Origin of the sequence: Streptomyces sp. IBSBF 3136, assembly GCF_036815105.1 — a bacterium.
Lineage (GTDB): Bacteria > Actinomycetota > Actinomycetes > Streptomycetales > Streptomycetaceae > Streptomyces.
This window is the reverse complement of sequence record NZ_JAJSZC010000235.1, coordinates 1-12,643: the sequence shown is the minus strand read 5'-3', so window position 1 is coordinate 12,643 and position 12,643 is coordinate 1. Positions and strand designations below refer to the sequence as shown.

Genomic DNA, 12,643 nt, shown 5'->3' with positions numbered 1-12,643 from the left:
GGGTAGGACAGGAACGGCAGGGCGGCGGGGGCGAGCATCGCGAGCGCGGCGGCGGGCGGGTACTGCCAGGTGACGTCGTCCAGAGGGAAGGTCCCCTGGCGCAGCACCTCGTACCAGCCCCGGTAGATCACCGACACGTCGGTGGTGACGTCCGCGCCGGGCAGGGCGAGCACCCCCAGGACGAGGAGCAGCAGTACCAGCCGGGTGGCGCACCAGGCGCCCAGCAGCCCGGTGAGCTGCCCGTCCGTCTTCCTCACCGCGCGCCCCTGTCCGTCCGGCAGCCGTGGCCCGGGGGCCATGATCCACCGGTGGCCGGTGCGCGGGCCTGAAGCGCGGCCGGTCCGTCACCCACCCCCCGTCGGCGGGGCCACGGGCCGGTAGTGTCGGCGGCGATGCACAAGACCCTGATCGTGACCAACGACTTCCCGCCCCGGCCGGGCGGCATCCAGGCCTTCCTGCACAACATGGCCCTCCGGCTGGACCCGCAGCGGCTCGTCGTCTACGCCTCGACCTGGAAGCGCGGGCGGGAGGGTGCCGAGGCCACGGCCGCCTTCGACGCCGAGCAGCCGTTCACCGTGGTGCGCGACCGCACCACCATGCTGCTGCCCACGCCCGGAGTCACCCGGCGGGCGGCCGGGCTGCTGCGGGAGCACGGCTGCACCTCGGTGTGGTTCGGGGCGGCCGCGCCGCTCGGTCTGATGGCACCCGCGCTCAGGAAGGCCGGCGCGAGCCGGCTGGTGGCGACCACCCACGGCCACGAGGCCGGCTGGGCCCAGCTGCCCGCCGCGCGGCAGCTGCTGGGCCGGATCGGGGAGTCCACCGACACGCTGACCTACCTCGGCGAGTACACCCGCTCCCGGATAGCGGCCGCGTTGAGCCCGGAGGCCGCCCGGCGGATGGTGCAGCTGCCGCCCGGCGTAGACGAGAAGACCTTCCACCCCGGCTCGGGCGGGGACGAGGTCCGCGCCCGGCTCGGGCTCACCGACCGGCCGGTGGTGGTGTGCGTCTCGCGGCTGGTGCCGCGCAAGGGGCAGGACACCCTGATCCGGGCCATGCCCGCGATCCTCGCCGCCGAGCCGGACGCCGTGCTGCTCGTCGTCGGCGGCGGACCCTACGAGCAGGACCTGCGCAGGCTCGCCCGGGAGACGCGGGTGGCGGACTCGGTCCGCTTCACCGGCGCCGTGCCCTGGTCCGAACTGGCCGCCCACTACGGCGCGGGCGACGTCTTCGCCATGCCGTGCCGCACCCGGCGCGGCGGCCTGGACGTCGAGGGCCTCGGCATCGTCTACCTGGAGGCCTCCGCGACCGGCCTGCCGGTCGTGGCCGGCGACTCGGGCGGCGCGCCCGACGCCGTGCTCGACGGGGAGACCGGCTGGGTCGTCCGGGGCGGGGAGCCGGCCGAGGCCGCCGAGCGGATCGTCGCCCTCCTCGGGGACGAGGAGCTGCGCCGCCGCATGGGCGAGCGGGGCAGGCAGTGGGTCGAGGAGAAGTGGCGGTGGGACCTGCTGGCGGAGAAGCTCAGGACGCTGCTCTGAAAACCTGCCGGCACGGACCCTAGGCGGAACCGGAAAATCCGCCCATGCTGCGCGCATGACACCAAAACTGACGCAGCATCAACTGACGCGACGTCACATTCTTGGCATGGTCGCCCTGCAGACGGCGGCCGGCCTCGGCTTCACCCGGATCGGACTCCAGTCCGCCCACGCCGCCGAGCCCGCGGCGGCCGAGTCCGCGCCGGCCATCGTGGTCGGTTCGGGCTACGGCGGCGCCGTCGCCGCCCTCCGCCTCGGCCAAGCCGGCATCCGCACCCTCGTCCTGGAGATGGGCCGGCTGTGGGACACGGCCGGCGCCGACGGCACGGTGTTCTGCTCCACCAGCGCGCCCGACCGGCGCTCCATGTGGTTCCGCACCCGCACGGAGGCCCCGCTGGCCACCTTCCTGTGGCTGGACCTCGTCAACAAGGACATCAGCCCCTACCCGGGAGTCCTGGACCGGGTGCACTACGACCACATGTCCGTCTACGTCGGCCGGGGCGTCGGGGGCGGCTCCCTGGTCAACGGCGGCATGGCGGTCACGCCCCTGAAGTCCTACTTCGCCGAGCAGTTCCCGACCGTCGACGCCGACGAGATGTACGGCACCTACTTCCCGCGCGCCCGCTCCATGCTGGGCGTCAACACCGTCGACCCGGCCTGGTTCGAGTCCACGGACTGGTACCGGTTCACCCGCACCTCACGCAAGGCCGCCGCCAACGCCGGGCTGCGCACCACCTTCGTGCCGAACGTCTACGACTTCGGCTACATGCAGCGGGAGGCCGCAGGCACGGCCACCCGGTCGGCGCTCGCCGGAGAGGTCATCTACGGCAACAACCACGGCAAGCGCAGCCTGGACAAGTCGTACCTGGCCGCGGCCCTCGGCACCGGCAACGTCACCGTCCACACCCTGGAGCGGGTCACGTCGGTCAGCAGGGCGGCCGACGGGTCCTACCTGCTGACCGCCGACCGCATCGACACCACCGGCGCGGTCGTCGAGACCAAGCAGTACGGCTGCACGTACCTCTTCCTCGGCGGCGGCAGCCTCGGCACCACCGAACTCCTCGTCCGCGCCCGGGACACCGGCACCCTGCCCGACCTGAACGCGGCCGTGGGCGCGGGCTGGGGCCCCAACGGCAACACCATGCTCGGCCGCGCCAACCACGTCTGGGACACCGTGGGCGCCGACCAGGCGACCATGCCCGTCATGGGCATCGACGACTGGGCCAACACCGACAACCCCGTCTTCGCCGAGATCGCCCCGCTGCCCATGGGGTTCGAGCACTGGATCAGCCTCTACCTGGCGATCACCAAGAACCCCGAGCGGGCGTCCTTCACCTATGATCCGGCCTCCGGCACGGTCAGGCTCGGCTGGACACCCGCCCAGAGCGCGGTGTCGGTGGGCATGGCCAAGAAGCTGTTCGACCGGATCAACCTGGCCAACCTCACGATCTACCGGTACGACCTGTTCGGCTCCGGCAGCAAGGTCTTCGCCGACGACTTCACGTACCACCCGCTGGGCGGCTGCGTGCTCGGGAAGGCAACCGACGACTACGGCCGGGTGAAGGGGTATCCGCGGCTCTACGTCACCGACGGCTCGCTGGTGCCCGGCAACATCGGCGTGAACCCCTTCGTCACCATCACCGCGCTCGCCGAACGCACGATGGCGCGGGTCCTCGCCGAGGACACCGCGCCATGACACGCTTTCAGCGGCCCCGCCGGGCACGCTACTTCGCGTAGATCGCCTCGATCTCGTCCGCGTAGTCCTTCGCCACCACGTTCCGCTTGAGCTTCAGCGACGGGGTGAGGTGGCCCGACTCCTCCGTGAACTGGGAGGACAGAATGCGGAACTTCCGCACCGATTCCGCCTTCGACACCGCGGCGTTGCCGTCGTCGACCGCCGCCTGGATCGCCGCGTGCAGATCCGGGTCCTCGCGCAGCGACGCCGCGGTGGCACCCGCCGGCTTGCCGTGCTCCTCGGCCCAGCGGGGCAGGAACTCCTCGTCGACCGTGACCAGCGCGCCCACGAACGGCCGCCCGTCGCCCACCACCATGCACTCCGCGACCAGCGCGTGCGCCCGGATCCGGTCCTCGATCACGGCCGGGGCGACGTTCTTGCCGCCCGCGGTGACGATGATCTCCTTCTTGCGCCCGGTGATCCTGAGGTAGCCGTCCTCGTCGAGGGTGCCGATGTCACCGGTGTGGAACCAGCCGTCGGCCAGCGCCTCGGCCGTCGCGCCCGGGTTGTTCCAGTACTCCTTGAACAGGTGCTCGCCGTGCAGCAGCACCTCGCCGTCGTCCGCTATCCGGACCACCGAACCGGGCAGGGGCTGGCCCACCGTGCCGATCTTCTGCCGGTCCCAGGGGTTGAACGCGGTCGCCGCGCAGGACTCGGTCAGGCCGTAGCCCTCCAGCACCGTGAAGCCGATGCCCCGGAAGAAGTGCCCGAGCCGCTCGCCCAGCGGGGCGCCGCCGGAGATCGCGTACTCGCCCCGGCCGCCGAGGACCGCCCGCAGCTTGCTGTAGACCAGCCGGTCGAAGACCTTGTGCTTGATCCGCAGGGCCAGGGCCGGGCCCGCCGGGGTGTCCAGCGCCTTGCTGTAGGCGATCGCGGTGTCCGCCGCCTTGTCGAAGATCGCGCCCTTGCCGTCCGCCTGCGCCTTGGCGCGCGCCGAGTTGTAGACCTTCTCGAAGACGCGCGGGACGCCGAGGACCAGCGTCGGCCGGAACGCGGCCAGCTCGTCCGTGAGGTTCTTGATGTCCGGGACACAGCCCAGCTTGATCGGCGCCATCATCGGCGCGATCTGCACGAGCCGCCCGAAGACGTGCGCGAGCGGGAGGAAGAGCAGCACCGAGCACTCACCGGTGCGGAACAGCGGCCGCAGCCGCTCCACGATGTTCCCGCACTCGGCGAAGAAGCTGCGGTGGGTGAGCACACAGCCCTTGGGCCGGCCGGTCGTGCCGCTGGTGTAGACGATGGTGGCCGGGTCGTCCGCCCGGGCGATCGAGCTGCGCTCCTCCACGGTCGCGTCCGCGACGTCCTGGCCGAGCCGTCCCAGCTCCTCCAGGCCCCCGGCCTCGATCTGCCAGACGTGCTTCAGCGCGGGCAGCGCGTCGCGCACCGAGTCCACGGCCGCCGCGTGGTTGTCCAGCTCCACGACACAGGCGGTCGCGCCCGAGTCCGACAGGATCCACTGCACCTGCTCCGGGGAGCTGGTCTCGTACACCGGCACGGTGACCGCGCCCGCGCTCCAGATCGCGAAGTCGAGGAGGGTCCACTCGTAGCGCGTCCGGGACATCAGGGCGACCCGGTCGCCCGGCTGCACCCCGGCCGCGACGAGACCCTTGGCGGCGGTGCGCACCTCGGCCAGGAACCGGGTGGCCGTGACGTCCTGCCAGACGCCCCCCACCTTGCGGGCGATGACGGCGACGTCGGGATGCTGCGCGGCGTTTCTGCGGACGATGTCGGTCAGATTGCCGTCCGCAGGGACCTCGTACAAAGCCGGAAGGCTGAACTCGCGCAAGACTGCTGCTCCTCATAGGGCGCCGGCGCCACGACTCTGTGTGATGCGACGGTGCGGTCCAAGGCTCGGGCGGATGCTCAGGAATTCACATGTTGAAATCCAGAGCACGACTGGACTGCCCGGACGTTACCCGCCGGTATGGCCTCTACGACAGGGGGTCCCGGCGAGATGTTCGCTGCGTCACACGGGATGGCGTTCCTTCGCGCACAGTAGTCCACGGCCCGACCGACCGGCGAGTAACCGCAGGCCCGGCCGCCACTGTTCACACTCGTCCCCCACGCCTACGCTTGATCGCCATGGCACCCACACGCTCCGGCAACAGGAGGACCCGCGTCCACGTGGTCAGCGACGTGCACGGCAACGCCCGTGACCTGGCCCGGGCCGGCGAGGGTGCGGACGCCCTGATCTGTCTGGGCGACCTCGTCCTCTTCCTCGACTACGCCGACCACTCGCGCGGCATCTTCCCGGACCTGTTCGGCAGGGAGAACGCCGACCGCATCGTCGAGCTGCGCACCGCCCGCCGCTTCGAGGAGGCCCGCGCCTTCGGCGCCCGGCTGTGGGCCGGGATCGGCTCCGACCGGGCCTCCGCGATCGAGAAGGCGGTGCGCAAGCAGTACGCCGAGCTGTTCGCCGCGTTCCCCACCCCGACGTACGCCACCTACGGCAACGTCGACATGCCTCCCCTGTGGCACGAGTTCGCCGGGCCCGGCACCACCGTGCTGGACGGCGAGCGGGTCGAGATCGGCGGCTGGACCTTCGGCTTCGTCGGCGGTGGCCTGCGCACCCCGATGCGGACGCCGTATGAGATCGACGACGAGGCGTACGCGGCGAAGATCGAGGCCGTCGGCGAGGTGGACGTGCTGTGCACGCACATCCCGCCGGAGGTGCCCGAACTGGTCTACGACACCGTCGCGCGCCGCTTCGAGCGGGGCAGCCGGGCGCTGCTGGCCGCGATCCACCGCACCCGGCCCCGCTACTCCCTGTTCGGGCACGTCCACCAGCCGCTGGTCCGCCGGATGCGGATCGGTGCGACGGAGTGCGTGAACGTGGGCCATTTCGCCGGTAGCGGCAGGCCCTGGGCGCTCGAATGGTGAGAAGCCGGGGACTCGGCTGAGACGGGGTGAAGGCGGCAGGTCGGCGGCGCGGTAGCCTTCACGCTGCACAGACGTGCGCATCCCGCGCACGGAAGACTCCCTGCGGTCCGCATCTGGAGGAGCCACGGCGATGGCGGAACACACCAGTTCGAGCATCACGATCGAGGCGGCTCCGGCCGATGTCATGGCGGTGATCGCCGACTTCGCCCGCTACCCCGACTGGACCGGCGAGGTCAAGGAGGCCGAGGTCCTCGCGGCCGACGCGCGCGGCCGCGCCGAGCAGGTCAGGCTCGTCATGGACGCCGGCGCCATCAAGGACGACCAGACCCTGGCGTACACCTGGACCGGTGAGCACGAGGTGTCCTGGACCCTGGTGAAGTCCCAGATGCTGCGCTCCCTCGACGGCTCCTACCTGCTGAAGCCGGCCGGTCAGGGCGCCACCGAGGTCACCTACCGGCTCACCGTCGACGTCAAGATCCCCATGCTCGGCATGATCAAGCGCAAGGCGGAGAAGGTCATCATCGACCGTGCGCTGGCGGGCCTGAAGAAGCGGGTCGAGGCCGGGCGCTAGCCCCGGACGCGGACACGTCGTGGCCGGTCGCGGGCCCGGTCGTCTCCGTTACCGTTCACCCTCATGCGCACCATCCTGATCATGGGCCCGGGCGGCAGCGGTCGTACGACCGTGGCCGCCGCCACCGCGCGCCGCGCCGCCGCCGAAGGCACCCGCACCCTTCTGCTCGGCGCCGACCGCACCGACACCCCGGGCACGGCACTGGGCACCGGAACAGGACCGGCCCCGGCCGAGGCCGCCCCGCGGCTGACCGTGTGGCGGCCCGACGCCGCCGACCGCTTCCGGCAGGACCTCACCGCCTTCCAGACCCGCGCCGCGAACGTCCTCGACCTCCTCGGCGCCGCCCGCCTGGACGGCGAGGAGGTCACCCCGCTGCCCGGCGCCGAGGAGCTGTCCTTCCTGCGCGCCCTGCGCGACGCCGCCCTCTCCGAGCGCTACGACCTCCTCGTCGTCGACCTCCCGCCGCTGCCGCAGGCCCTCCCGCTGCTCGGCCTCCCCGAGGAACTGCGCCGCTACCTGCGCCGCCTGCTGCCGCCCGAGCGGCAGGCCGCCCGCGCCCTGCGCCCGGTCCTCGGCCGGCTGGCCGGCGTCCCCATGCCCGCCGAGTGGCTGTACGAGACGGCGGCCCGCTGGGACCTGGAGCTGGCCGCCGTGGAGGCGGTGCTGACCGACCGGCACACCGCCGTACGCCTGGTCGCCGAACCCGGCCCGGCCGGCGCCGACGCCCTGCACACCGCCACCCTCGGCCTCGCCCTGCGCGGACTGCCCGTCGAGGCACTGGTCGCCAACCGCGTCCTGCCCGACCCCGCCCCCGACGGCTGGCTCGCGGGGCTCCTCGCCCAGCAGCGCAAGACCCTCGCCGAGTGGCGGGACACCGAGCGGGCCTACGACCTGCACCAGGTCCCGCACCTGGGCCGCGACCCGCGCGGCGGCGACGACCTCGACGCCCTCGCGGTCCCCGCCGTCAACCCCGCGCCCGCCCCGGTCGAGTGGCCCGTCGCCGACCGGCTGGCCGAGGACGGGGTGCTGGTCTGGCACATCCCGCTGCCCGGCGCCATACGGGACGAGCTCGACCTCGTCCGGCGCGGCGACGAACTCGTCATCGGCGTCGGCCCCTTCCGGCGGATCGTGCCGCTCCCCTCCGCCCTGCGCCGCTGCACCGTCGCGGGCGCCGGGCTGCGCGAAGGCGAGCTGCGCATCCGGTTCGCGCCCGACCCGGGCCTGTGGCCCGCCGCCGGACGGTGAACGGCGTACGCCCACTCGGGTAACGTCGGAAGAGCGAACCGTAGTCAGGAGTCCGCCATGAGCGAAGAGCGCCCCGCACCCGAATCCCCCGAGGCGGAGCGGCGGCCGAGCGACGCCGACGCCTGGTCCACCGCCTGCGCCGAGGACCTCGCCGCCGAGAAGGCCCGCCGCCGCGCCGGACAGGGCCCGCCTCCGGGCTCCGCCGCCGAGGAACTGCGCAGGCTCGTGGACACGGTGGCCGACAAGCTGTCCGGCCTCCAGTCCCCGCTCCTCGGAGCCGTCGCGGGCCCGGCCGCCCAGCAGGTGGTGCGCCAGGTCGTGCAGCAGGCCAAGGCCGCCGTCGAGCCCGTGGTGGAACGCAACCCGCAGGTCTTCGACCACCTGGCCGCGGCCGGCACCGAACTGCTGGCCGCCTACCGCTCCGCCGTCCAGGGTCAGGAGCGCCGCTGGACGACCCGCGCGGCCGACCCGGAGGCGTCCCCCGGCGGTGACCGCCCCGACCGTCCCGACGGGGGCGAGGGCACCGGTCCGGGGGAGCGCATCGACCTGGACTGAAGCCCTTCCACGGCAGGGCCTCGGGTACGGTTGGCCGTAGCGGGGCTCGACCGGAACTGAGGGATTCATGGGACTCACCATCGGCGTCGACATCGGCGGCACCAAGATCGCGGCCGGCGTGGTCGACGAGGAGGGCAACATCCTCTCGACCTTCAAGGTGCCGACCCCCACCACGCCCGAGGCCATCGTGGACGCCATCGCCTCCGCGGTGGAGGGAGCGCGTGCGGGGCACGAGATCGTCGGCGTGGGCATCGGTGCGGCCGGCTACGTGAACCGGCAGCGCTCCACGGTGTACTTCGCGCCCAACATCGACTGGCGCAACGAGCCGCTGAAGGAGAAGGTCGAAGCCCGCACCGGCCTCCCCGTCGTGGTCGAGAACGACGCCAACGCGGCCGCCTGGGGCGAGTACCGGTTCGGCGCGGGCAAGGGCCACCGCAACGTCATCTGCATCACGCTCGGCACCGGCCTCGGCGGCGGCATCATCATCGGCAACAAGCTGCGCCGCGGCCACTTCGGCGTGGCCGCCGAGTTCGGACACATCCGGATGGTCCCGGACGGCCTGCTGTGCGGCTGCGGCTCGCAGGGCTGCTGGGAGCAGTACGCCTCCGGCCGCGCCCTGGTCCGCTACGCCAAGCAGCGCGCCAACGCCACCCCCGAGCGCGCCGAGGTGCTGCTCGCGCTCGGCGACGGCACCCCCGAAGGCATCGAGGGCAAGCACATCTCCATGGCCGCCCGCCAGGGCTGCCCGGTCGCCGTCGACTCCTACCGCGAGCTGGCCCGCTGGGCCGGCGCCGGCCTCGCCGACCTGGCCTCCCTCTTCGACCCGTCCGCGTTCATCGTCGGCGGCGGCCTCTCGGACGAGGGCGACCTCGTCCTCGACCCCATCCGCAAGTCCTACAAGCGCTGGCTGGTCGGCGGCAACTGGCGTCCGGTCGCCGACGTGATCGCCGCCCAGCTCGGCAACAAGGCCGGCATGGTGGGCGCGGCCGACCTGGCCCGTGAGCCCGACCCGATCATGTAGCGGGCCCGCGTACGACGATGCCCGCCGAGTCCGGTCCCGGACCGGCGGGCATCGTCGTATGTTGATCGTCATGGCGACCACCGATCTGCCCAACTCCCGTACGGAGCCCGACGGTTCCGCCGTCGTCCGGGTCCTGAGCTACAACGTCCGCTCCCTGCGCGACGACACCGCCGCGCTGGCCCGGGTGATCACCGCGTGCGCCCCGGACCTGGTCCTGGTCCAGGAGGCTCCCCGCTTCTTCCGCTGGCGCAAGAAGCTGGCCCGGCTCGCCGCCGCCTCCGGGCAGGTGCTCCTCACCGGCGGCGCCACGGCGGCGGGCCCGGCGATCCTGTGCACCCTGCGCGCCACCGTCGAGCGGACCGAGGACGTGCTGCTCCCGCTCACCCCCGGCCTGCACCGCCGCGGACTCGCCACGGCCGTGGTCCGCTTCGGCGCGGCCCGCCTCGGTGTCGTCAGCTGCCACCTGAGCCTGCGCCGGGACGAGCGGTACGCGCAGGGCGGCATGCTCCTGGACCGGGTCGCCGGGATGGGCGTGGAACACACCGTGGCCGGCGGCGACCTCAACGAGCGCCCCGACGGCCGCACCTTCCGGCTCCTCGCCGACAGCCTCCAGGACTGCCGGACCGCCGCCCCCTGGGGCGGCGAGTTCACCTCGACCCCCGCCGACCCCCACCAGCGCATCGACGCCGTCTTCGCGACCCGGGGCATCGAGGTACTGGGCTGCGGGGTGCCCGACGGGCACCCCGGCGTCACGGGTTCGGACCTGAGGGCGGCCACGGACCACCTTCCGGTCCTCGCCGCCCTCAGGATCCCGGCCGCCTAGGGTCTCCCGCGTCCGGCCCTCAGACGACCGCGCCGCGGCCGGGGTCGCCGTCCTCGTCGTCGTCCGTGCGCATCCGCATCACCAGCGTGGCGAAGCCGCCCAGGAAGCCGCCGACGGCCAGGGTGGTCAGCCACCAGGTCATCTCCCAGCCCAGCACCACGGCGAGCAGCAGCAGCACGGGCCCGCCGACCACGCCGAGCCAGGCGAACTTCGCGGTGGCGTCGGCGGTCGGCAGCGGGGGCGGCTCGGGCGGCACGAAGTGGCCCTCGTCGTCCTCGTCGAAGTCGTCGTCGGACGGCTCGGCGACGCGGTGGTCGCGCGGGCCCACCCCCGGGGCGAAGGAGATGGAGCTGCCCAGCGGTCGGGCCGGCCCCGGTTCGCCGGAGCCGTCGGTGCGCTCGGGGCGCGGTTCCTTCTCGAGCAGCGCGAGATCCTCGACCGGCTTGAAGGGCCGGGCCCCCGGCGGATCGGGCGGCTCCTGGCCGTACCCCGCGACGATGGCACGCCACACGGCGTCCTCGTCGAAGGGCACCCCCTTCTCGTCCGGCTCGCGGTCCTCGCGGTCGGAGTCGTGCTCAGCCAACTGCGGCCGTCCCTTCCTTGCCGACACTGGGTGCGAGCCGGCCCATGAAGGCGAGGCTCTCCTCGAAGATCCGGTCCGCATCGTGGTCCAACGTCGCCACGTGGTGACTCTGTTCCAGCACGATCTCCGTCACGTCCAGGGAGGACACCCGGCTCAGCACCCGTGCCGCGTCGGCCGCCGGGACCACGTGGTCCCGGGCGCTGCGCAGCAGCAGCAACGGCTGGGTGACCTGGGGCAGCTCCCCGTCCAGCCGGCGCAGGAACACCCGCAGGGAGTGCGCCGCGTGCAGCGGGACCCGGTCGTACCCGAGCTCCGCCGCCCCGTCGCGGGCGATGTCACCGGCGATGCCCTTCGTCGTCCGCACGAGGTGCCGGGCCACCGGAAGGGCGTACGCCGACAGGCCGTGCACCCGGTTCGCCGGGTTGACGACGACCACTCCCGCGACCCGCTCGCCGTGCCGGGCCGCCAGCCGCAGTGCCAGCGCGCCGCCCATGGACAGGCCGCCGACGAACACCCGGGTACAGCGCTCGGACATCAGGCGCAGCTCGCGGTCCACCTCCGCGTACCAGTCCTGCCAGCCCGTCACCTGCATGTCCTCCCAGCGGGTGCCGTGCCCGGGCAGCAGCGGCACCGACACGGTCAGGCCGTGCGCCGCGTGGTGCTGCGCCCAGGGGCGCAGCGACTGGGGCGAGCCGGTGAAGCCGTGACAGAGGAGGACACCCACCTCCCCGCCCTCGTGGCGGTACGGCTCGGCTCCGGGGAGAACCGGCACCTTTCGGGCTCCTGTTCCTGAGTGGGACGCGAAGAACTGGCGGATGTGGTTCACCGTACGCGACCGCACTGACACCGACCAGGGTCGTCGGTCCCATTGCCCGCGCTCCGGGTTAAGGTCTGATCGACGGACACAGGAGGCACGCGGGTGATGTACGGCACGATGAAGGTCGCCATCGGAGGGCCCCTGAAGGTCGCCTTCAGGCCCTGGGTGGAGGGCATGGAGAACATTCCGGTCGCGGGCCCCGCCATCCTGGCGAGCAATCACCTGTCCTTCTCGGACTCGTTCTTCCTGCCCGCGGTCCTGGACCGCAAGGTCACCTTCATCGCCAAGGCCGAGTACTTCACCACTCCCGGCGTCAAGGGCCGCCTCACGGCCGCCTTCTTCAAGGGCGTGGGCCAGCTCCCGGTGGACCGCTCCGGGGCGCGCGGCGCCGGCGAGGCGGCGGTGAAGAGCGGGATAGAGGTGCTGGAGCGCGGCGAACTGTTCGGCATCTACCCCGAGGGAACCCGTTCGCCCGACGGCCGGCTGTACCGGGGCAAGCCCGGCGGCCTCGCGCGCGTGGCGCTCGCCACCGGCGCGCCGGTCATCCCCGTGGCGATGATCGACACCGAGAAGATCCAGCCGCCCGGCAAGGTGATGCCCAAGCTGATGCGCCCGGGCATCCGCATCGGCAAGCCGCTTGACTTCAGCCGTTACCTCGGCATGGAGCACGACCGCTTCGTGCTGCGCGCGGTGACCGACGAGGTCATGTACGAGATCATGAAGCTCTCGGGCCAGGAGTACGTCGACGTCTACGCGACCGCCGCCAAGCGGCAGATCGCGGAGGCGGCCAGGGCGGCCAAGGAAGCGGAGAAGGCCACCAAGGAGACGGAGAAGAAGGCCGACGCCTAGGCCGGCGGCCAGGGGGAGCGGGACCCGGGGGG

General features: G+C 72.8%; 12 protein-coding genes and 1 pseudogene. 9 read left to right on the top strand and 4 right to left on the bottom strand.

Annotation, left to right across the window (positions count from 1 at the left end):
* Positions 1–299: pseudogene (locus V7E45_RS33800) on the bottom strand (hypothetical protein); the annotation flags it as partial.
* A gap of 93 nt (positions 300–392) precedes the next feature.
* Between V7E45_RS33800 and V7E45_RS33795 the strand changes: the two are divergent.
* A complete protein-coding gene (locus tag V7E45_RS33795) occupies positions 393–1,535 on the top strand; it encodes a glycosyltransferase family 4 protein (protein ID WP_333778065.1) in 1,143 nt (380 codons plus the stop codon).
* 106 nt (positions 1,536–1,641) lie between these two features.
* A complete protein-coding gene (locus tag V7E45_RS33790; protein ID WP_333778064.1) occupies positions 1,642–3,228 on the top strand; it encodes a GMC oxidoreductase in 1,587 nt (528 codons plus the stop codon).
* Between the two features lie 28 nt (positions 3,229–3,256).
* On the opposite strand, the gene V7E45_RS33785 is transcribed toward V7E45_RS33790, so the two are convergent.
* On the bottom strand, positions 3,257–5,053 hold the full coding sequence (locus V7E45_RS33785) for an AMP-dependent synthetase/ligase (protein WP_333778063.1): 1,797 nt from the start codon (positions 5,051–5,053) through the stop codon (positions 3,257–3,259).
* Positions 5,054–5,349: 296 nt separating this feature from the next.
* On the opposite strand from V7E45_RS33785, the gene V7E45_RS33780 reads away from it, so the two are divergent.
* The 6 genes from V7E45_RS33780 (at position 5,350) to V7E45_RS33755 (ending at position 10,362) form a co-directional block, all read left to right on the top strand.
* Positions 5,350–6,147: a metallophosphoesterase family protein gene (locus V7E45_RS33780; RefSeq protein ID WP_333778062.1), complete on the top strand. Its 798-nt coding sequence runs from the start codon at positions 5,350–5,352 to the stop codon at positions 6,145–6,147.
* Between the two features lie 130 nt (positions 6,148–6,277).
* Positions 6,278–6,718, top strand: a complete 441-nt coding sequence (locus V7E45_RS33775; protein WP_333778061.1) for an SRPBCC family protein — start codon at positions 6,278–6,280, stop codon at positions 6,716–6,718.
* Positions 6,719–6,781: 63 nt separating this feature from the next.
* Positions 6,782–7,963, top strand: a complete 1,182-nt coding sequence (locus V7E45_RS33770) for an ArsA family ATPase (RefSeq protein WP_333778060.1) — start codon at positions 6,782–6,784, stop codon at positions 7,961–7,963.
* A gap of 57 nt (positions 7,964–8,020) precedes the next feature.
* Positions 8,021–8,518 (top strand): DUF5304 domain-containing protein, encoded by a 498-nt coding sequence (locus V7E45_RS33765; protein WP_333778059.1) that lies wholly within the window; start codon positions 8,021–8,023, stop codon positions 8,516–8,518.
* A gap of 67 nt (positions 8,519–8,585) precedes the next feature.
* The gene (locus tag V7E45_RS33760) at positions 8,586–9,539 is read left to right on the top strand and encodes an ROK family glucokinase (RefSeq protein ID WP_333778058.1); all 954 of its coding nucleotides are present in this window, start codon (positions 8,586–8,588) and stop codon (positions 9,537–9,539) included.
* A 70-nt stretch (positions 9,540–9,609) separates the two neighbouring features.
* Positions 9,610–10,362, top strand: a complete 753-nt coding sequence (locus V7E45_RS33755) for an endonuclease/exonuclease/phosphatase family protein (protein ID WP_333778057.1) — start codon at positions 9,610–9,612, stop codon at positions 10,360–10,362.
* A 19-nt stretch (positions 10,363–10,381) separates the two neighbouring features.
* Here V7E45_RS33755 and V7E45_RS33750 read toward each other — a convergent pair whose 3' ends face one another.
* Positions 10,382–10,945, bottom strand: a complete 564-nt coding sequence (locus V7E45_RS33750; protein ID WP_333778056.1) for a hypothetical protein — start codon at positions 10,943–10,945, stop codon at positions 10,382–10,384.
* On the bottom strand, positions 10,938–11,717 hold the full coding sequence (locus tag V7E45_RS33745) for an alpha/beta hydrolase (protein WP_333778055.1): 780 nt from the start codon (positions 11,715–11,717) through the stop codon (positions 10,938–10,940). The genes V7E45_RS33750 and V7E45_RS33745 overlap by 8 nt, the downstream gene beginning before the upstream one ends.
* A gap of 150 nt (positions 11,718–11,867) precedes the next feature.
* Here V7E45_RS33745 and V7E45_RS33740 point away from each other — a divergent pair, with 150 nt between their 5' ends.
* Positions 11,868–12,611, top strand: a complete 744-nt coding sequence (locus V7E45_RS33740; protein WP_333778054.1) for a lysophospholipid acyltransferase family protein — start codon at positions 11,868–11,870, stop codon at positions 12,609–12,611.
* Positions 12,612–12,643 lie beyond the last annotated feature (32 nt).